Genomic DNA, 18,805 nt, shown 5'->3' on the forward strand with positions numbered 1-18,805 from the left:
TTCAATTCCTTATAGGTAGGCTAAAAACGCGTCCGGGTTCTCTGCAGCGTTGACATGGATAGACAGTTTCAATTCCTTATAGGTAGGCTAAAAACAGGAAATCGAAAGCATTCCAGAATTGACTGATGAGGTTTCAATTCCTTATAGGTAGGCTAAAAACCCATTCCATACGAGAAAATACAAGGCTATATTTTCCCTCTTGAATACACCCACTGCTTATCTCAAACAAAAAACCCGCGGAAAGTCTACAAAGTTCTGTCGTCGACCTCCCGGTTTTTTTACGCTATCTCACATCGACGACATTTTTAAGGCCGGGGTGACATAGACCTTGCTGGATAGATTTATGGAATATATTCTGGCATAAGAGGGTATTTCCTGCCGGTTTTTCGTTTTTTTACAGGAGTGTAAATCTATGGGAAAGAAAAAATAACCTTTCCTTTAAAAAGGCCACTTTTTTCAAAAACTAGGTACGCTTCCTCTAAAATACTCCGGGTAGAAAAATCATTATCGGATGTAGGCGCACATTCTTTGGCATACATCCGTTAGCTGCTGGCCGCTGCTGCCCAGTAATTTAATGACCCGGTCACCGCTGTGCAAAACGGAAATCCCAGATTGAATCCCGGATTCAGCTTGCAAGATTTCCCGCATCGCCTGCAATTGCTCTGCCGCTAGGTTACAATTGCATACAACCATGTTGGCAAAATGGCTGTACCCCTCGAACAAGCCCACCTTTTCCAGCAGCATTTTCTGCGGGAAATAACAGGCATTATCCCGAAAAACCAGCTGCCCTTTGGTATAGATCTCCACAAGCGAACGGTAGCTGCGAAAGGCAAACCTTTCGTTTCTCGCCGCCCGGCCGCAGGCTAAAATATCCACCAAAATCAATTTGGCACTGTTATCCAGCAAATGAAAAGTCATGGTACTTTCAAAGGCCGAATCGGCAAAGGGAAGCACCGGCAGCGGGTTATAGAATAAAAAAGCATTTTGCTCAACCACCACCTCGCAGTGGCGGCTGGCCTTACCGGTTGGCATCGGATGGATTTTTTCATATGATTGGCCGGTCAGTTCCAACCGGCAATCTTTACCGACGCGAAGGGAAAATTCCTGAACATCCCCTGCCAGAATGCCGGCAGAAGCCGCCAGTACAAAAATCTGTGCCGTCTGGTCCGGTAAATAAACCGGCGGCAGGACTTTTAACGGCGAGGTAAAATATACCTCGTCCACTACGGTTTTTTGTCCGTCATGACGGGTTTTCATTCTAAGCACGGAAGGTCTTAAAAAAGCGTTTTCACTCATTTTCCATATCCTGAAACAAAACATTCTTTCTGATCCACTCCAGCACCTGATCCATGCCTTCACCGGAGCGGATATTGGTAAAAATAAATGGACGGTCTCCCCGCATCTTTTGAGAGTCCCGCGCCATCACCTCCAAACTTGCACCCACATAGGGAGCCAAATCGATTTTATTGATGACCAGCAAATCCGAACGGGTAATGCCGGGTCCGCCTTTACGCGGAATCTTATCCCCTTCCGCCACATCAATTACGAAGATGGTGGCGTCCACCAATTCCGGGCTGAATGTCGCCGACAGATTATCACCGCCGCTTTCGATGAAGAGCAGCTCAATGTCGGGAAATCTTTGCACCAGTTCATCCACAGCCTCCAAATTCATGGAAGCATCCTCGCGGATGGCCGTATGGGGACAGCCGCCGGTTTCCACCCCGATAATACGCTCCTTAGGGAGAACACTGTTTTTACATAAAAACTCGGCGTCTTCCTGGGTATAAATATCGTTCGTGATGACTCCCAGACTATATTCACCGGCTAAGGTACGGGTCAAACTCTCAATTAAGGCTGTTTTCCCCGAACCAACCGGACCGGCAACACCGATTTTGGTATAGCGCATACCTTCATCCCCTTATCCCCTTTTTATGACATATATAACCTGCTGTAAAGCTGCTCATGCTGCATACAACGGATATCAAACCCTGGTGTGGACAGGCAAAGATCCGCCTCGGTTAACAGCAGCGTTTCCGTCACGATCTGTTCCAGCAAAGCATAGCTTTCGTAAATGATGCGCTGACCATCGGTCTGGCTGAGCGGCACCGATTTCACACAAACGGTAACAGCCGCCGCCAATGCTGCATACAAATAGGCGATCATGGCTGTCCTTTCCTCTACACCGGCCGCTGCACAAAATACCCCGTAGGCAATGCAATGGTTAATCGGCTGCTGCTGCCGCTCGCAGTATTGGGCGAACACGTTTTGCTCTTTGACTGCCCCCATAGCATAGACTGTTTTTACAAACCGGGAACCCAGCTTGTGACTGGCAAGACGGATTTCTTTGGGAGCCTTGCCGGCAGTTACCATTTGTTCCAGCCGCATAACTCCTTCTACGTCTCCAGCCTGCGCGTACTCAAAGGCAAGGCGCAGCGCCAGCAGTTCCGTATATTTCAGGTTATAGCGCAAATTTTGCCGTACATAATCGCAAGCCGTCGCCCTATCGCAGACAATTTCCTGCTGAATATAGGTTTCCAGTCCGAAAGACTGGGTGTAGCCGCCAATGGGAAACAAAGCATCATTGATTTGCAACAGTATCAAGGGAATGTCTCCGTGCACCTTGACCGACCTCCTCCCTAGCTCAATGTGTATGCGTGTGCGGACCGCCGGTGGAAATGCTTTTCACAAAATCCAGCTTGACCTGTGCCGTTCTTGTCTCAATGTGCAGCTTTTGCATTAAGTTCTCAATTGTTTTGTCATAGGGAGTAATCAATTCATCATGGTTCTCACCATAAAACAGCGGCGCATGCTTATTGCCGATTTCATAGCATGCCTTAGCCATCTCATGATGACCTTTGACGGTAATCACCAGTACCGAACAGGGCAATAGATTCACCGCCACCACCGTGTTGGTCTCCACAGCCAAAACATCGTCCTGCTTAAGGCCTTTAACCAGAATACTGTCATCAAACCGCAGCGCCAATTCTCTGCCCGCGCGGCTCACTTTGCGGTGCAGCCTTTTAAAGGCCTCATACCAGGCAAAATCCACATAATCTACCGTTATATTTTTATAGTCAGAATCGCTTAAGGTCCCAATAATTTTTTCCACGATCATTTTTTCTCACCCAAATTTTATTTTTTACATTATCAGAAAGTATAGCCTTTCTGATAATAAGTAAGAACGACTAGGCTTCTGCCGGCGTCCTGAAGGACTTGGCACAAGCCAAGTCTTATCTTATCAAAATAAATGATACAGCTGAGCTAACGGCAGTTTTTTTGCCGGCTTACAGGTAATTTTTTCCTGGTTGACGGTGACTTCATAAGTTTCCGGTGAAACGTCAATTGCCGGGGTGGCACAATTCAGTTTCATATCCTTTTTGCCGATCCGGCGGCAGTTTTTAACATACAGCACCTGTTTGTCAAGGTTGAGTTTGCCTTGAATCCCCGCATCAAAAGCAGCCTTAGAAACAAACGTGGCGCAGCAGGCATATTTTGCTTTGCCATGGGCGGCGAACATCGGGCGGTAAAATACCGGCTGCGTGGTGGGAATGGAAGCATTGGCCTCGCCCATCTTGGCCGCAATGATCATGCCGCCTTTGATCACCATGTCCGGTTTAACCCCAAAAAAGGCCGGGTGCCACAGGACCAGGTCAGCCATTTTCCCTACTTCCACCGAGCCGACATAATCGCTGATGCCGTGCGTAATCGCCGGATTAATCGTATACTTCGCCACATACCGTCTTGCCCGAAAATTATCGTTTCCCGATGCATCCTCAGGCAGCTTTCCCCGCTGATCTTTCATTTTCGAGGCTGTCTGCCAGGTACGGGTTATGACCTCTCCCACCCGGCCCATCGCCTGGGAATCGGAGCTCATCATGCTGAAAACGCCCATATCATGCAAAACATCCTCAGCGGCAATGGTCTCGGGACGAATCCGGGAATCGGCAAAGGCGATGTCCTCCGGAATACTTTTATCTAAATGATGACAGACCATCAGCATATCCAAATGCTCGTCGATGGTATTTACCGTAAACGGCATGGTGGGATTCGTCGAAGAAGGCAGCACATTCGGGAAGGCCGCCGCCTTGATAATATCCGGGGCATGGCCGCCGCCGGCCCCCTCCGTATGATAGGTATGGATGGTCCGGCCTTTTAGCGCGGCAATCGTATCCTCCACGCAGCCGCCTTCATTGAGGGTATCGGTGTGAATGGCCACCTGCACATCCATTTCGTCGGCCACCTGTAAGCAATGATCAATAACCGCCGGCGTGGAACCCCAGTCTTCGTGAATTTTAAGTCCCATCGCACCAGCCGCAAGCTGTTCGCGCAGCGGCGCCTCGCTTGAGCAGTTGCCTTTGCCCAAAAATCCAAGATTCATGGGGTACTCTTCGGCGGCCTGCAGCATCCGGACGATATTCCACGGCCCGGGAGTGCAGGTAGTGGCATTGGTCCCGTCTGCCGGACCTGTACCGCCGCCGATCATGGTGGTGATCCCGCTGTACAGCGCGGTATCGATTTGTTGGGGACAAATAAAGTGAATGTGCGAGTCAATGCCCCCGGCGGTAACAATAAGCCCTTCGGCGGCCAGTGCCTCGGTGGACGCTCCCACCGTCATTCCCGGCGTGACGCCGTCCATAATATCCGGATTGCCTGCCTTGCCGATTCCGGCGATCTTTCCGTCCTTAATACCGATATCGGCCTTATAAATACCGGTATAGTCCAGCACCAGGGCATTGGTCAGCACTAAATCCAAATCTCCGTCGGCACTCGTGGTATGAACCGACTGCCCCATGCCGTCACGGATGGTTTTGCCGCCGCCGAATTTTATTTCATCACCATAGGTTGTATAGTCCCTTTCCACTTCAATAACCAGACTGGTATCGGCAAGACGCACTTTATCGCCCACTGTGGGGCCGTACATCGCTGCATACTTTTCACCCGGAATTTTAAAGCTCATTAACTTCGCCTCCTGTTAAAAAACCTTTAGCCTTGGCTGTTTCCAAGGCGGTTTTTCTTTGGGCGGGCAATTCGCCCACAGTTAGGTCATTCAATCCGTATACTCTTCTTTTTCCGCCCATTGCGGTAAGGGTTACCGTACTTTCTTCTCCCGGTTCAAAACGGACCGATGTTCCGGAGGGAATATCAAGGCGCATGCCATAAGCCGCCTCCCGGTCAAAGCACAGCAATTTGTTCACTTCAAAAAAATGATAATGAGAGCCCACCTGAATGGGACGGTCGCCTCTATTTTCCACAGTAACTGTCACTATTTGCCTGCCTTCATTCAGGACGATCTCCCGCTTGGCCGCAACGACTTCCCCAACTTTCATCATACCATCCTCTCCTTTACCTGTTTTGACCAGCGGGTTAATTGGCTATCGGCCTGTGTACCGTCACCAGCTTGGTACCGTCAGGGAAAGTAGCCTCAACCTGCACTTCACTGACCATTTCCGGCACCCCTTCCATCACATCCTGTGCCGTTAAAAGCTTGGTACCCAAAAACATAAGTTCGGCAACATCTTTGCCGTCCCGGGCAAGTTCCAGCAATTCCGAGCTGATATACGCCACTGCCTCCACATAATTTAATTTAAGCCCCCGCGCGCGGCGCTGCTTGGCAAGTTCCCCTGCGCAATGCAGCAGCAGTTTTTCCATTTCCCTGGGTGTCAGTTTCAACTTCCTTACCTCCCTTTCCGCTTTCCCGTATGTGCCGAAAAAAGACAATATTAGATTGCTATTTTCTTTTGGATTTCCTCCTGATTCAGATCTTCGACCCTACCTTCCAGCACAATGCGCCCTTTGTCCATCACATAATAATAATCGGAAACATCTGTCACAAACTCCAAGTATTGTTCGACAATTAAAATCGTAATATCCCCTTCGCTTTTCAAGTACTTTATGACCCTGCCGATATCCTGGATAACCGAAGGCTGGATTCCTTCCGTCGGTTCGTCCAGAATCAGCATTTTCGGCTTGGACACCAGCGCCCGGGCAATGGCAAGCTGCTGCTGCTGTCCGCCGCTTAATGCCCCGCCTTTACGTTTCAGCATGGTTTTTAATACCGGGAACAGCTCATAGGTTTGCTCAATTGCCCCTTTACCGCCGCTGACCTCTAGCCCAAGCAGCAGATTTTCCTCCACCGTCAACTGCGGAAAGATATCCCGGCCCTGGGGGACATAGCCGATACCCTGCCGTGCTCTTTGATAGCTTGGCCGTGAGATCATTTCACTGCCGTCAAACCGGATGCTGCCTTTAGGCGTAGCCACAAGCCCCATGATGCTTTTCAGAAAAGTGGATTTGCCGACGCCATTGCGTCCCAGGAGGCATACTACCTGCCCTTTGTCCACCTGCAAATTCACTTGATTCAGAATAATACTCTCTCCATAATAAGCCTCAAGTTCCGTGACGTTAAGCATCCTGCTCCCCACCCCGTCCCAGATATACTTCGATCACTTTCTGGTTATGCTGCACTTCGGACATACTGCCTTCGTCCAGCACCATGCCTTCATGCAACACGGTAACCTTGCTCGCATAGTCCCGGACAAACTCCATATCATGCTCGACCACAATGATGGTGCAGTTCTTAGCAATTGTTTTTAAAAGTTCGCCTGTTTTTTGGGTTTCTACTCTTCCCATACCGGCAACCGGTTCATCCAGCAGCATGAGTTTCGGCTGCTGTGCCATCAACATGCCGATTTCCAACCACTGTTTTTCCCCGTGAGCCAGTGATCCGGCATCTCTGTCCTTCTTTTCATACAGGCCGATGGTATTGAGCACATGGCCAATCAACTCTTCCTGCTCAGATGTAACGTTATGAAAAAGCGAAGAGCTTAAGGAACGGTCTTTTACGGCCGCAAGCTCCATATTGTCATAGACCGTAAGGCCGGTAAAAACGGAAGGCACCTGAAATTTTCGGCCAATGCCAATATTGACGATTTGATTTTCCGAGTAATGCGTTACATCAACCCCGCCGGCAAACAGAATATTGCCGCTTTTGGGCTTAACCCGCCCGCAAATAGCATCAAGCAATGTGGTCTTGCCGGCGCCGTTCGGTCCGATAAAAAAATGAATTTCGCCTTTTTCCACACTGGTATTGACATTGTCAACCGCTTTAAAACCATCAAACGCCACCGTTAAATCCTGAATTTCCAAGACATTTTCCATAAAACAACACCACCTTTTGAAACTAAACTATCTGTTATTTATTCAAGCACTCCGTTACTTTCCCGGTTGCCCGGCGTCCACCTTTGTTTGATTTTTTCCGCAGTTTGCTTCACCAAGCCAACGATGCCATACGGCATATACAGGACGACAACCACAAAGGCGATGCCGATAAAATACGACCAGATATCGGGGAAACTTTCGCTGACACCGCTTTTTAAGGCATTGACCAAAATGGCGCCAATAACCGCGCCGATTAAGGTTCCTTTGCCGCCGATCGCTACCCAGATAATCATTTCAATTGATGGCACGATGCCCATTTCTGCCGGGGAAATAATCCCGACCTGGGGAACATAGACGGCCCCCGCCATGCCGGCGAAAGCCGCCGATAAACAATAGACAAATACTTTGTAGCTGGTCGGGTTATAGCCGGAAAACCGCACCCGGTTCTCGCCGTCACGAATCGCCACCAGGATTTTACCGATTCTGCGCTCTGTAAGAAACTTACATAACAAATAAGTGAAAACCAACAGAACCACAGCCACATAATACAGACCCAATTGCGTACTTTCTAAGGACAAAGGGAACCCAAACAGTCTTCTAAAATCGGTCAGCCCGTTGGTCCCGCCGGTATAGGCCTGCTGACCGACAAATAAAACAACGAAAATAATGGATAACGCCTGCGAAAGAATCGAAAAATAAACGCCCTGAATCCGGTTTTTAAAGGTTAAATACCCCACAATAAAAGCAAGCAGGGTCGGCAGAACAATGGCCATCACCAGCGAAAATAGGCCGCTATTAAATGGCGCCCAAAACCAGGGAAGAGTATTTAACCCGCTCCAGGACATAAAATCCGGTATCTTGTCAGGTGCCGCCGCCAGTTTTAAATACATCGCCATACAATAGGCACCCAGGCCAAAATAAACACCGTGGCCCATGCTTAATATTCCGGTATAGCCCCAGATAAGATCAAGCCCAATCGCCAAAATCGCATAGGCTACGAATTTTCCCAGCAGATTGACTCTAAACTCCGACAGGAATAACGGGGCCGAAAGCAGCAAGGCGGCAAGGATGACAAAGCCTACTTTTTCTTGCGATTGGAGCTGTTTAAAAATGTTCAACAAATTCACCTCCCAATGCCATTAACCTTGTTCATCAAGCGAACGGCTGTGGATCGTAAACAAGCCTTTCGGTTTCCATTGCAAAAACAAAATAACCAGTAAAAATACCAGAACTTTTCCCCAAGAGGTATTGGTAAAAAACTCAAAGGTTGTATTGGCAGTACCGATGACCAGGCCGCCTGCCACAATACCCCATAAAGTTCCCACGCCGCCTAATACGACAACCATAAAAGTGTCAACAATGTAAGCCGTCCCCAAAGTCGGTCCAATGGAGCCAATGAGCGACAAGGCGCAGCCCGCAACCCCGGCAAAGCCTGAACCAATCGCAAACGTATACGCATCAATCTTGCGGGCATTAATCCCCAAACCGGCTGCCATATCCCGGTTTTGCATTACGGCCCGGATACGCCTGCCGGTCGTGGTTTTAAACAGCAGCCAGAAGATGCCGGCCAGACATACTATCACCAAGCCGATAATAAATAACCGTTTGTAGGGAAACTGCAACCCCTGGATAATCAGTCCGCCGTTCAGCCAGGCCGGACTTCTTACATCCACGTTAGGCGCCCCAAAGATGCTGCGGGCCAGTTGCTGCAGGATCAGACTCACGCCCCAGGTAGCCAGCATACTGTCAAGCGGCCTGCCGTACAGATGCTTGATCACTGTCTGTTCCAGGATCAGGCCCATCATGCCGGCAACAATAAAAGCGGCCGGAATAGCAAAAAAGAAATACGTATCAAAGAAAGCGGGCAGCTGTGCCGCAAAAAGATTATGCAGCAAAAAGGTAACATAGGCCCCAATCATAATGAACTCACCGTGGGCCATATTAATAACCTTCATTAACCCGAATGTAATACCAAGCCCCAGTGCGGCCAGGATAAAAATCGAACTGACACTGATGCCGTTAAAAATTTGAATGATATAAGTATCCATGCGACCACCACCTTATAGCCGTTTTAGTGATAAACGGTACAGGCATCGTATATTAGCACCTGTACCGTTTACAACCTTTACTCTTACTGACTAATTGCCTTGGCCCAGTCATATCCCTTGAGGTACGGATCGGGTTTAATGGTTTTGCCTGTGCTCCAAATTTCTTTAATCAAACCGTCCGGAGTCACTTCGCCAATGCGGACCGGTTTCCACAGGTGCTGATTTTCTCCTTCAATTTTCACCAAGCCCTCAGGAGCTTTAAATTCCAGTCCTTTAGCAGCTTCTTTCACTTTTTCGGTATCGGTCGTGCCCGCTTTCTTCACAGCCTCAGCCCACAGATAAACCTCAATATAAGCCGCTTCAATCGGATCGTCGGTTACACGGTCGGCACCGTATTTTGCTTTATATTTTTGCACAAAGCTTTTGTTTTCCGGAGTATCTGTTGTTTGATAGTAGTTCCAGGATACGAGATGTCCGGCCATGTTGTCGGCACCGATACCCCGTACTTCTTCCTCGGCAATACTTACCGATAATGTCGTCAGATCTTTGGAAGTAATGCCGGCATCCTTCAATTGTTTAAAGAAGGCCACATTGCTGTCACCGTTTAGCGTATTAAACACAACATCCGGTTTGGCTGCCTTAATCTTATTAATAATTGTGGTATAGTCGGTATGTCCCAGCGGCGTATATTCTTCGGCAACCAGTTCGCCGCCCATAGCCTGCAGCTGCGCTTTGATTATCTTGTTGGCGGTTCTGGGGAATACATAGTCGGAACCAATCAGGAAGAATTTTTTGCCTTTATTCTTAAGCAGCCATTCTACAGCAGGAACAATCTGCTGATTCGGCGCGGCCCCTGTATAGAAAATGTTCGGTGATGCTTCCATGCCTTCGTACTGCACCGGATACCATAACAGCCCTTTATTATCTTCAACAACCGGTAAGACGGCCTTGCGGCTGGCTGAAGTCCAACAGCCGAAGATGGTAGCCACTTTATCTTTCTGCAGCAATTTTTTCGCCTTCTCGGCAAAGGTTGCCGGATTGGAGGCACCGTCCTCCACCACCGGTTCGATTTTCTTACCAAGTACACCGCCTGCGGCATTAATCTCTTCGATAGCCATGAGTTCGGCATCTCTAACCGATACTTCACTAATGGCCATGGTGCCGCTCAGAGAATGAAGCACACCTACTTTGATGGTATCAGACCCCGCTTCCTTGGTTTGAGCCGCCTGTTTTGTTGATGCGCAACCTGCTAATATGCTTGAGAAAACAAATGTCGTCAGGATTAACCCTGCAGCAATGCGTTTGCGAAACTTTCTCCAAAGACCATTTTTCATATGATTGCCACCTTTCACCTAAACTTGTTAACATAGTCTAGCTACAACCATGTTAGCCATTGGCAGAAGCGCGCTCAATTTCAAAATAAAAAACGCTATGACGAATATCTGTTACGATATCCGTTCACAGCGCCTGTGCTGATTTATTGAAACTGCCAATGTTTAATTTAATTATATTATAGCAATCTTGCCGCGAGGAGAAAACATCACAATTGTGCAATTTTGCCTTATAAAAATGCACATTATTATAATCCTTGTTTTCTAAATTCCAAAGGCGTCATGCCGCTGTACTGTTTAAATAAGCGGCAAAAATAATCAATGCTGCTATAACCAAGCTTTTCACTCACTTCATAGTTTTTGTACTCGCCGGTACGCAAGAGGCATTTTGCATGTTCCATTTTGACCTTCGTCACATAATCGGTAAAATTATAGCCAATCCGCTGTTTGAATAATTTTCCCAGATAGCTTTTGGTAACATGAACTTCGGCGGCAATATTCTCTAAGGTAATATCTTTTTCCACATGCGTTAGGACATACTCACAGGTTTTCTTAATAATCCCGTCCGTATGATGCAGTTCATATTTTCTGATTACCGCCAGCATCTCGCCTAGCTTCTCCAGAAAAGCCTCTCTCACTGCGTCTATGGTCTGCTTTTGGCCGTCCGCCTCAGGAAAGACCAACTCTCCGATCTTTGCCAGCCAGGGAAACTGCCGGTAAATTTCGTCTCGGCTATTTACAAGCAGCTTCTCAAGTACCAGTTTGATTTTTAACACATCCGCTTGTCCAAAGGCTTTGCAGACTTCCCCAAAAACACTATCCGCCTCCTGCAGCAGTTCCCGGTCACCGGCCAGCAGCAGGGCTAACAGCCGTTTTTCCCCTTTCTCCGGATAACAGAGGGCAAGACTTTCCGCCAGCAGCCTTTTTTCCTCTTCCATACGTAAAGAAGCTTGCCGCTTTTCATCCAGGTGTTTTCCGACTCTTGCCAGCATGTCACTTAAAATGTCATCATCCACCGGTTTGGTCATATAGTCGAAAACTCCCAGCCGTATACCCTGCTGCGCATATTCAAAATCGGTATAAGTACTGAGCAGAATCAGACAGATATCGATCTTCCGCGCACGCAGTTCCTGCAAAAATTCTATGCCGTTCATGCCCTGCATCCTGATATCGGTAATGATTACATCAAATGTATCGGCTGCCAGTCGTTTAAAGGCTTCCTTGCCATCGCAGGCTTCCCCGGCAATACAAAAGCCATAGTGCTCCCAATTCTTAAATCGTTTCAACATGTATCTTACCGTTTTGTCATCATCCACCAATAATACCTTATACATAAGATTCCCTCCACCTAACGAAATGATCCTTTGCTGAAATCCGGTAACAGCTCACGTATTTTTCCCGCCGCCTCATCAAAGCTGTAGGTTTGAATCGCATGCTGAAGCCAGGCATATTCTGCCGGCATTAGGGCTTGAAAATACTGCTTATGCACTTCAAAAAAATTTTTCGCTTCTGCATCGCCGCTATCCAGTAAGACCACAAGTTCCAGCGAAAGTTTTTCGTTTTCAGCATTTTCTGCCGCCTGGCTTGGTAACGTTGCTTCGCCATCTAAGGTTGCCGCGAATGCTTCAACCGCGGCAATGGTTGAAGCGAGCGCCGCCGCAAATTTTTTTTGTTGCCATGATACCGCCTGCTGCTTCTGTTCCTGCAACACCCCGCCGAATTCTTTCGCAGCCGTTTTCAGGCAGTCCGCTCCGATATTGGCGGCAATTCCCTTGATGGTATGCAGCAGATGCCGCGCTGCTTCTGTTTGGCTGTCTGCCAGCAGTTTTGCCAGGCTTTCCGCGTCGTTACGGTGATGTAAAACAAATTGCTCCAGAATTTCGCGATAAACGGCCTGCTTGCCACCGATGCGCTTAAGCCCTATGGCAAGGTCCAGCTCACTGCATTTGCCAGCTTCCGTCGGCTGCGGCGCTATTATATCGCCAATGCTTTCCATACCAAGGATTTTTTTCAGCATGTATAGTAATTTTGCCGGATTCAATGGCTTGGTAAGATAACCGGCCATGCCCGCCTCTTTCGCTTTTTCCGCCGTACCTTCCACCGCATCTGCCGACAGGGCAATAATCGGCGGAGTTTGTTCGCCTTTATCCGCTCTTATCCGGCGCGTAGCTTCATAGCCATCCATTCGCGGCATGCGAATATCCATCAAAATAACATCATAGTACCGCATTTCGGCCAATTTTACGGCTTCAAAACCACTCCCGGCCGTATCGGCGGCAAACCCCAGACAAGTAAGAATTTCTTTTGTCATCTGCCGGTTAATATCGTTATCTTCCACCAGCAATACCTGTTTGCCGGTAAAAACCGGTTCAAATTTTATCGTTTCTGGTTCGGACACAGCAGCCGGAATCGAATTGGCAAGCTCCAGTTGCAGCCTCACGCAAAAAGTCGATCCTTTACCCACCGTACTTTCAACATGAATCTCGCCGCCCATCAGGTCGACAATCTTCCGGCAGATTGCCAGCCCCAGGCCGGTGCCGCCGTACTTGCGCGTTGTCGAAGCATCTCCCTGGGTAAATACTTCAAATAATTGTGCCATCCGGTTTTGCGGGATGCCAATGCCGGTATCGGTCACATGAAAGCAAAGGGATACCTGCCGGCCTTGTTGTGACAAGAGCTCCACCAGAACATGCAAACCGCCTGTATGCGTAAATTTCAGTCCGTTGGAAAGCAAATTCAATAAAATTTGCTTGATTCTGGTTTTATCGCCTTTGACATAGCGCGGCACATCCGGCTTTATTTCATAGTCAAACGCCAGCTTTTTGCGCTGTGCCTCCACCTGCATAACACCGCAAAGATCCTGCAACAGCTCGTATAAGTCAAAGTCAATCCGTTCAAGGACCAGCTTGCGGGCTTCAATTTTAGAAAAATCCAGGATTTCATTAATAATTTCCAGCAGGTCTTTAGCCGCTTTGCCCAAATTTTGCAGGTATTTTGACTGTTTGAGGCCAAGCTGGGTGTTTGCCAGGAGGTACTGATAACCATTAATCGTGTTGAGCGGTGTCCGTATCTCATGGCTCATATGCGCCAAAAACTCGCTTTTGGCGTTATTGGCCATTTCAGCTTCTTCTTTCGCCGCCTTCATCGTTTCTTCGGCTTGTTTCCGCTTGACTAGCTCTTCCTGAAACGAATTGTACAATTCGTTAAAAGTCTGCGCGAGCAGCCGCAATTCCTGAGAACCCTCTGGCACCAGACTAATACTTTTATTCTGCAGCATAAACACTTTTAAATTCTCGGTATAGTGATTGATGGGGGAACTGACCTGAATAAATAAAATCCGGATTAACAGCGCAATCGCACAAATGATAATCACGGCCAATACAATCTGCAAAACAGCCGCTTTGGTCGTTCTTTCGCGGGCCGCCGTCAATTCGGCCTCAAGCCGCTGATTCATCATGGTCTGGAAGTTGGCAATCGGTTCCATAATACTGCGTTTATCGGCATCATATTTGTCATCAAACATAATCTCCCGGGCCTTTGCCAGTTTCTCCTCCGGACTGAGCCGCCCTTCCTCTGCCGTCAGCTGATAAGAAGCGACTTCCGGCGGCATTTCCTGTTCGGCCGCATGTTCAGCTTCTAACAGCAGACGCATGGAGTGCCGTTCAGTATTAACCAGCAAATCGGAGTTTTTTTTCGCCTCTGCCAGAAAAGCCAATTCCTCGTCAGGCGAATTAAGTTCCCCCAGCCGTTCGATCACATTGTCCCGTGTCCGGGTGATATTGATTTCCTCCCAATAGCGGTACATATGAACCGCATCCCGGGTTACCGAATATTTGCGGGCTTCCTCCGTAAGGTAATCCGATGCTTTCGCTAAGTCAATTCCCAACTGCTTGAATTCCGTTCTTCTTTGCTCGGCAACCTGTTCATCTTTGATACTGACATGCATGTACTCAATACTGCAGGCCAGCAATACGGCAATGAAAAAAAATATTCCCATGGTTAATGTGCTGATTGTCGACTGTTTGATCATCATTTTCCGCTTCATTTCGCTCACCCCTTGGGGTATTTGCTGTCTTCCGGGCAAATAAAAAAAGACATAAAGCCAGTTTGATTGCTCAACCGGCCCCTATGCCTTGGTAAATCAATTCTTTTTTTATATGCATTTATTGTAGTGCAAAATCAAAAGTTTTACAATATGAAATATTCTTTTCGTATTTACCTTACTTGCCTTTGCCCCAAATCTCTTTTAAAATCTATGTATATACAATATGCTAAAAAATTTTGCAGGCAATATACCTTCCGCCTGCACCTACAAAATTTTTCAATGCGGAACGGTATATAATCAAATGTGGAGATGGTAAGCTTGGCAGAAATCGTCCCTTCGCTTAACTTTCCGGAAATCCTTTTGGTCGATGATACGCCGGAAGACATAGAATTCGCCTTATCGGTACTGCGTGACAATAACTTCAAAGTCAGAGTGGCCACAAAAGGAAGCACCGCTTTAAAACTGCTCGAACAGCACCAGCCGGACCTCATTCTCTTAGATATTTTTATGCCTGAAATGGATGGGTTTGAAGTATGCAAAATTATCAAAGAAGATACGGATTACCGCAATATTCCTATCATCTTTTTAACTTCCAGCAATGACGAAGCCAGTATAAAAAAGGGGTTTGCACTAGGTGGTCAGGATTATGTGATCAAACCGTATAACACCTCCGAACTCCTCGCCCGTGTCCGCACACATATCAAACTAAAGCAACAGACTGAATCGCTGCTGGCGGCCAACCGCGAACTGGACAGTTTCTGCTATTCGGTGTCGCACGATTTAAAAGCACCGCTCCTGTCTATTGGCAAATTAACCGAATATCTCACAGCCGACTATCAGGACAAACTCGGCGACGACGGCAATGAACTGCTTGCCAATATTCAGGAAAAATCGCTGGAAGTCATTGCAACGATTGATCACTTGCTGGAGTTGTCCCGCACCAGCGAAATGCAAATGCATAAGGAAACCATTCATCTGGAGCGGTTATTCCGGGAGGTTTATGATGAACTGGTTACATTGGAGCCGCCAAGGCAAATCACTTTCACCGTAAACTCCCTGCCGGATATTCAAGCCGACCCCATCATGTTTAAACTGCTGATTACCAACATACTTTCCAATTCGCTGAAATATACATGCAATAGAAAAAACGCCACGATTGAAGTCTCTTCCTTCAATCATGGCGGCGAAACCGTCATCGCCGTAAAGGATAACGGCGCAGGCTTTGATATGCGTTATGCCGCAAGACTATTCAAAGTCTTTCAGCGTCTTCATTCTGATAACGAATTTAAGGGATCAGGGGTGGGGCTTGCCATTAGTCAAAAAATCGTAAAAAGGCATAACGGCAAAGCCTGGATTACCGGCGAAACTGACAAAGGGGCAACCTTTTATTTTAGCCTGCCGAACTGCGGGGGATAATTATTTTTCTTAGCTGCCATTCTGTTACGCACTCTGATCGTATAAAGAAAGAAATTTATCATAGCAGTTGTTTTGACGTGTTGGATATAATTATAAAAAAAGAAAGAAAACCAAAAAGAACTGCCCTGTGCTTTCTATAATGTCACAATTTGGGGACAAATTATTTTTGTTTTCCTTTGTTTTGTTCTTTTATGTTGACTCTTAAAAGAGCCTAAGTGTATAATAAAAAGAAAAAATTTTATGGGGTGCTTTTTATGCTCGGCCTTGAACGCCGTAGAAAAATCATGGAACAACTGACTCAGGATCGAAAGGTTTATGTCGCCGATCTCAGCAGGAAATTCCAAGTCACAGAAGAAACCATCCGCCGCGATTTGGAAAAATTAGAACAGCAGAATTTGTTACAGCGTAATTATGGTGGAGCTGTCCTTAATGAGCATACCAGTGAGGATATCTCATTTATCAAGCGAACTTCCATCAACAATGCAGATAAGGAATTCATTGCCCAAAAAGCCGAATATCTCATCAATGACGGTGATACCCTCATGGTTGATGCCAGCACGACATGTCTGGCACTATTGCAGCGTCTTAAAACAAGAAATCACCTGACGATCATCACAAATTCCATTCGCTTAGTAAATGAATTTGTCAACTCTTCTTTTACCATCATTTCCAGCGGCGGTATCCTGCGTGCCAGTTCTTATGCACTCACCGGGCCGGCTGCCTGCAGCATATTGGAAAAATACTATGTTGACCTGGCCATTATCAGTTGTAAGGGTATTGACCGTACACGGGGTATTATGGAATCAAACGAACCGGAAAGCCTAATTAAGCAAGCCATGATTAAACAAGCAAAAAAATCCATTCTACTCGCTGATTATTCCAAGTTCGATAAGACAGCCTTCATCAAAACCTGTGATTTTGCACCCATCAATTACATTGTGACAAATAAAGAACCTTCCGCCGAATGGCTGGATTTCTTTAGCCAACACCAGATTAAACTCATTTATTGATTTAAAGCCGGAAAACAAAAAGCAAAAAATTCCCTATAAGGAATTTTTTGCTTTTTGTTTCAATTAAAGATATTACTATTTTAGATAGAACACTTCTCGCATTTTCGGCTGCGCTCCGGTTTTCGGATCCATAACCATTGTCATAACGTCTTTCATATATTCATTCCATTTAGCAACAATTTGGCTTTCCGCCTGGTGCTTTTCCGCAAACGCTACGCCTTTTTCACATTCAAAATAGCCAAATACTTCATTTCCGATATTCCAGATGGAATAATTGCCTATGCCCGCGTCTTTCAGGACCTGCTTCATTTCCGGCCAAATCTCATCATGACGCTTTTTATATTCCTCAATTCTTCCCTCATGCACAATTGCCTTCCAGGCAAATCTCTCCATATAATTGCATGCTCCTTTCTGCTTTTAATTTAACATCCGGCAGAAACATTGACCCCATAACGTTCTTGTTCGATCTGTTCGAGCGTCTTGCCGCGTGTATCAGGCGCTCCGAGTGTGCCAATAATCAGGCTGACAGCAGCAAAAACGACCATAAGCATAACAGCATATTGAAAACCCAAACTCTCCATAATAATCGGGAAGGCAAATGCCCAGGCTGCAGCGGCAAACCGCGTTACAAAGAAAGTAAAACCCTGTGCCGTCGCACGGTAGCGGGAAGGAAACAGTTCACTGCACCAAAGCTGATAAAAGGCTTGCTGTCCTGCTCCATTATTAATGCCGGCAAATGCCGTAAAAGCAAAGACCATGCCCATTGTCATCGAATCCGGTGGCAGCAGCCACATTGACCAAGCAAGAACATAAATACCGCCGATGATAAAATACAAAAGCCGATGGTTTACACGGTCGCCCAAGCCCATAAAGATAAAGAATGTCGCAGCAATCGACATGACAAACGAACCTACCTGCAGGGCATTGCTCATGGCATTGGAAAGATTGCCAACATGCTCAAAAATATAAGGCATAAAAAATCCCCAGGTACTGGCGCATAAATTCCAGATAGAATAAACCCCGCAGAGGAATAACACTGTTTTTAGATTGATGCCGCTAAATAGCACACTATAAGAAACCTTCTCCATGCGTCCTTCGGCAAGCAATTCATTTTCTTTTTCCTTAGCTTCCTGCCAGTCTTTGGATTCCGGCATATGCAAACGCTGGTACCAAACCCAAGCTGCAACAAGAATCAAATGGCCAAAGACAAGGCGGTTACCCAATAAGCCCAAATCACTCAACAAAACCGAAAAAATCAAAACGGCCGCGGGTCCGAGCGCCCAGGCAAACTGAGCAGAACCGCAATGCTTTGCCCTATTTTCCGCTGGCGCTTCTTCCGCAATCATGGTCCACGATGCCACGACATCCGCGCCTACGCCCAAACCTACAATAATATAGCCGCTTAAGAGCATGGCGTAGTTGATACCAAAGACAATGAACAACATACCGATGATATAAACCAGCAGATCATAGGTATAAACGAATTTGCGCCCGTATTTGTCACAAAGGCGGCCGCCAATCAAGGCTCCCACAGCAGCAGAACCTGCATTTGAACTAAGCGCTCCTAAGAGCCCTAGTTGAGTTCCATCCATTCCCAGGTACGCTTGCCATAAACTTAGACCTGCAGCGCCGGCTACGATAGAACCGGCATCAATGTAACTCGTCATTGCAGCAATTATGGTTTTTTTCCATGCGGAAGGTTCCTGTGTTGTCATGGTATTACCCCTTTCTTCTTTTAATTATTTTCAATTACCGATAAACTCGCTATATTCAAATAATTCAAGACGTTAAACTAAT

The 18,805-nt window shown here is 47.0% G+C and carries 18 protein-coding genes; 2 read left to right on the plus strand and 16 right to left on the minus strand.

The features are described from left to right. Window positions 1-504: 504 nt before the first annotated feature. The 14 genes from BLR65_RS09920 to BLR65_RS09985 all read right to left on the minus strand — a co-directional run bounded on the left by BLR65_RS09920 (window position 505) and on the right by BLR65_RS09985 (window position 14,582). Window positions 505-1,296 (minus strand): urease accessory protein UreD, encoded by a 792-nt coding sequence (locus BLR65_RS09920; protein ID WP_169716999.1) that lies wholly within the window; start codon window positions 1,294-1,296, stop codon window positions 505-507. Continuing rightward, entirely contained in the window at window positions 1,289-1,906 is a 618-nt protein-coding gene (gene ureG, locus BLR65_RS09925; RefSeq protein ID WP_093794036.1) for an urease accessory protein UreG, read from the minus strand. The genes BLR65_RS09920 and ureG overlap by 8 nt, the downstream gene beginning before the upstream one ends. Window positions 1,907-1,929: 23 nt before the next feature. Continuing rightward, a complete protein-coding gene (locus tag BLR65_RS09930; RefSeq protein WP_211285233.1) occupies window positions 1,930-2,619 on the minus strand; it encodes an urease accessory protein UreF in 690 nt (229 codons plus the stop codon). A gap of 22 nt (window positions 2,620-2,641) precedes the next feature. Continuing rightward, a complete protein-coding gene (locus tag BLR65_RS09935; RefSeq protein ID WP_093794037.1) occupies window positions 2,642-3,115 on the minus strand; it encodes an urease accessory protein UreE in 474 nt (157 codons plus the stop codon). Between the two features lie 123 nt (window positions 3,116-3,238). Beyond that, on the minus strand, window positions 3,239-4,957 hold the full coding sequence (ureB, locus tag BLR65_RS09940) for an urease subunit beta (protein ID WP_093794038.1): 1,719 nt from the start codon (window positions 4,955-4,957) through the stop codon (window positions 3,239-3,241). Further along, window positions 4,947-5,330: an urease subunit beta gene (locus BLR65_RS09945; RefSeq protein ID WP_245692674.1), complete on the minus strand. Its 384-nt coding sequence runs from the start codon at window positions 5,328-5,330 to the stop codon at window positions 4,947-4,949. Before BLR65_RS09945 ends, ureB begins: the two co-directional genes overlap by 11 nt. Window positions 5,331-5,364: 34 nt before the next feature. Next, a complete protein-coding gene (gene ureA / locus BLR65_RS09950) occupies window positions 5,365-5,670 on the minus strand; it encodes an urease subunit gamma (RefSeq protein WP_093794039.1) in 306 nt (101 codons plus the stop codon). A 50-nt stretch (window positions 5,671-5,720) separates the two neighbouring features. Further along, on the minus strand, window positions 5,721-6,410 hold the full coding sequence (gene urtE / locus BLR65_RS09955; RefSeq protein ID WP_093794040.1) for an urea ABC transporter ATP-binding subunit UrtE: 690 nt from the start codon (window positions 6,408-6,410) through the stop codon (window positions 5,721-5,723). Next, the gene (gene urtD, locus BLR65_RS09960) at window positions 6,403-7,158 is read right to left on the minus strand and encodes an urea ABC transporter ATP-binding protein UrtD (protein WP_093794041.1); all 756 of its coding nucleotides are present in this window, start codon (window positions 7,156-7,158) and stop codon (window positions 6,403-6,405) included. The genes urtE and urtD overlap by 8 nt, the downstream gene beginning before the upstream one ends. A gap of 38 nt (window positions 7,159-7,196) precedes the next feature. Beyond that, window positions 7,197-8,276, minus strand: coding sequence for an urea ABC transporter permease subunit UrtC (urtC, locus tag BLR65_RS09965; RefSeq protein WP_211285234.1), 1,080 nt, complete (start codon window positions 8,274-8,276; stop codon window positions 7,197-7,199). Window positions 8,277-8,297: 21 nt separating this feature from the next. Further along, window positions 8,298-9,206 (minus strand): urea ABC transporter permease subunit UrtB, encoded by a 909-nt coding sequence (urtB, locus tag BLR65_RS09970; RefSeq protein WP_093794043.1) that lies wholly within the window; start codon window positions 9,204-9,206, stop codon window positions 8,298-8,300. A gap of 83 nt (window positions 9,207-9,289) precedes the next feature. Next, window positions 9,290-10,540, minus strand: a complete 1,251-nt coding sequence (urtA, locus tag BLR65_RS09975; protein WP_093794044.1) for an urea ABC transporter substrate-binding protein — start codon at window positions 10,538-10,540, stop codon at window positions 9,290-9,292. Window positions 10,541-10,785: 245 nt separating this feature from the next. Then, window positions 10,786-11,871, minus strand: a complete 1,086-nt coding sequence (locus BLR65_RS09980; protein ID WP_093794045.1) for a response regulator transcription factor — start codon at window positions 11,869-11,871, stop codon at window positions 10,786-10,788. Between the two features lie 14 nt (window positions 11,872-11,885). Next, window positions 11,886-14,582 (minus strand): hybrid sensor histidine kinase/response regulator, encoded by a 2,697-nt coding sequence (locus tag BLR65_RS09985; protein WP_093794046.1) that lies wholly within the window; start codon window positions 14,580-14,582, stop codon window positions 11,886-11,888. Between the two features lie 318 nt (window positions 14,583-14,900). Between BLR65_RS09985 and BLR65_RS09990 the strand changes: the two genes are divergently transcribed. After that, window positions 14,901-15,998, plus strand: coding sequence for a hybrid sensor histidine kinase/response regulator (locus BLR65_RS09990; RefSeq protein ID WP_211285235.1), 1,098 nt, complete (start codon window positions 14,901-14,903; stop codon window positions 15,996-15,998). Window positions 15,999-16,252: 254 nt separating this feature from the next. After that, a complete protein-coding gene (locus BLR65_RS09995) occupies window positions 16,253-17,008 on the plus strand; it encodes a DeoR/GlpR family DNA-binding transcription regulator (RefSeq protein ID WP_176772721.1) in 756 nt (251 codons plus the stop codon). A 75-nt stretch (window positions 17,009-17,083) separates the two neighbouring features. On the opposite strand, the gene BLR65_RS10000 is transcribed toward BLR65_RS09995, so the two are convergent. Further along, window positions 17,084-17,401, minus strand: coding sequence for an L-rhamnose mutarotase (locus BLR65_RS10000; protein ID WP_093794048.1), 318 nt, complete (start codon window positions 17,399-17,401; stop codon window positions 17,084-17,086). 29 nt (window positions 17,402-17,430) lie between these two features. Continuing rightward, window positions 17,431-18,723: an MFS transporter gene (locus tag BLR65_RS10005; protein WP_093794049.1), complete on the minus strand. Its 1,293-nt coding sequence runs from the start codon at window positions 18,721-18,723 to the stop codon at window positions 17,431-17,433. Window positions 18,724-18,805: the final 82 nt, after the last annotated feature.

The sequence above is a fragment of the Sporomusa acidovorans genome (genome assembly GCF_900101845.1).
Classification (GTDB): domain Bacteria; phylum Bacillota; class Negativicutes; order Sporomusales; family Sporomusaceae; genus Sporomusa; species Sporomusa acidovorans.

What these genes read in the sequence shown, in the direction of transcription:
- urtB (WP_093794043.1), bottom strand. Translation starts at nt 9,206, where the DNA reads ATGGATACTTATATCATTCAAATTTTTAACGGCATCAGTGTCAGTTCG.
- urtE (WP_093794040.1), bottom strand. Translation starts at nt 6,410, where the DNA reads ATGCTTAACGTCACGGAACTTGAGGCTTATTATGGAGAGAGTATTATT.
- BLR65_RS10000 (WP_093794048.1), bottom strand. Translation starts at nt 17,401, where the DNA reads ATGGAGAGATTTGCCTGGAAGGCAATTGTGCATGAGGGAAGAATTGAG.
- BLR65_RS09995 (WP_176772721.1), top strand. Translation starts at nt 16,253, where the DNA reads ATGCTCGGCCTTGAACGCCGTAGAAAAATCATGGAACAACTGACTCAG.
- ureB (WP_093794038.1), bottom strand. Translation starts at nt 4,957, where the DNA reads ATGAGCTTTAAAATTCCGGGTGAAAAGTATGCAGCGATGTACGGCCCC.
- BLR65_RS09920 (WP_169716999.1), bottom strand. Translation starts at nt 1,296, where the DNA reads ATGAGTGAAAACGCTTTTTTAAGACCTTCCGTGCTTAGAATGAAAACC.
- BLR65_RS09985 (WP_093794046.1), bottom strand. Translation starts at nt 14,582, where the DNA reads ATGAAGCGGAAAATGATGATCAAACAGTCGACAATCAGCACATTAACC.
- BLR65_RS09980 (WP_093794045.1), bottom strand. Translation starts at nt 11,871, where the DNA reads ATGTATAAGGTATTATTGGTGGATGATGACAAAACGGTAAGATACATG.
- BLR65_RS09945 (WP_245692674.1), bottom strand. Translation starts at nt 5,330, where the DNA reads ATGATGAAAGTTGGGGAAGTCGTTGCGGCCAAGCGGGAGATCGTCCTG.
- urtA (WP_093794044.1), bottom strand. Translation starts at nt 10,540, where the DNA reads ATGAAAAATGGTCTTTGGAGAAAGTTTCGCAAACGCATTGCTGCAGGG.
- ureG (WP_093794036.1), bottom strand. Translation starts at nt 1,906, where the DNA reads ATGCGCTATACCAAAATCGGTGTTGCCGGTCCGGTTGGTTCGGGGAAA.
- urtD (WP_093794041.1), bottom strand. Translation starts at nt 7,158, where the DNA reads ATGGAAAATGTCTTGGAAATTCAGGATTTAACGGTGGCGTTTGATGGT.
- BLR65_RS10005 (WP_093794049.1), bottom strand. Translation starts at nt 18,723, where the DNA reads ATGACAACACAGGAACCTTCCGCATGGAAAAAAACCATAATTGCTGCA.
- BLR65_RS09935 (WP_093794037.1), bottom strand. Translation starts at nt 3,115, where the DNA reads ATGATCGTGGAAAAAATTATTGGGACCTTAAGCGATTCTGACTATAAA.